The following is a 413-nucleotide window of genomic DNA, read 5'->3' on the forward strand; positions in this document are numbered from 1 at the left end:
GCGCCTTTGGCGTGGGGGTTCGACTCCCTTCACCCGCACTTTTAATAAAATATCTCATAACATGTCTTGCGGAAGTAGTTCAGTGGTAGAATACAACCTTGCCAAGGTTGGGGTCGCGGGTTCGAATCCCGTCTTCCGCTCCAATTTTCAATATGACATGCCGGGGTGGCGGAACAGGCAGACGCACAGGACTTAAAATCCTGCGGTGGGTGACCACCGTGCGGGTTCGACCCCCGCCCTCGGCACCATATGCGCCCGTAGCTCAATTGGATAGAGCGTTTGACTACGGATCAAGAGGTTAGGGGTTCGACTCCTCTCGGGCGCGCTTTTATTAACGGGAAGTGGCTCAGCTTGGTAGAGCACCTGGTTTGGGACCAGGGGGTCGCAGGTTCAAATCCTGTCTTCCCGATATT

4 tRNA genes are annotated in these 413 nt (G+C 54.7%); all 4 read left to right on the forward strand.

The window, feature by feature from the left end:
- The first annotated feature begins 68 nt into the window (after positions 1–68).
- Positions 69–143, forward strand: a tRNA-Gly gene (locus JDS95_RS30500).
- A gap of 16 nt (positions 144–159) precedes the next feature.
- Positions 160–248 (forward strand) — tRNA-Leu (locus tag JDS95_RS30505).
- Between the two features lie 3 nt (positions 249–251).
- Positions 252–325, forward strand: a tRNA-Arg gene (locus JDS95_RS30510).
- A gap of 10 nt (positions 326–335) precedes the next feature.
- Positions 336–409: transfer RNA gene (locus tag JDS95_RS30515), tRNA-Pro, on the forward strand.
- Positions 410–413: the final 4 nt, after the last annotated feature.

Origin of the sequence: Bacillus cereus group sp. N24 (assembly GCF_016483345.1) — a bacterium.
In the GTDB taxonomy this organism is placed as follows: Bacteria; Bacillota; Bacilli; order Bacillales; family Bacillaceae_G; genus Bacillus_A; species Bacillus_A toyonensis.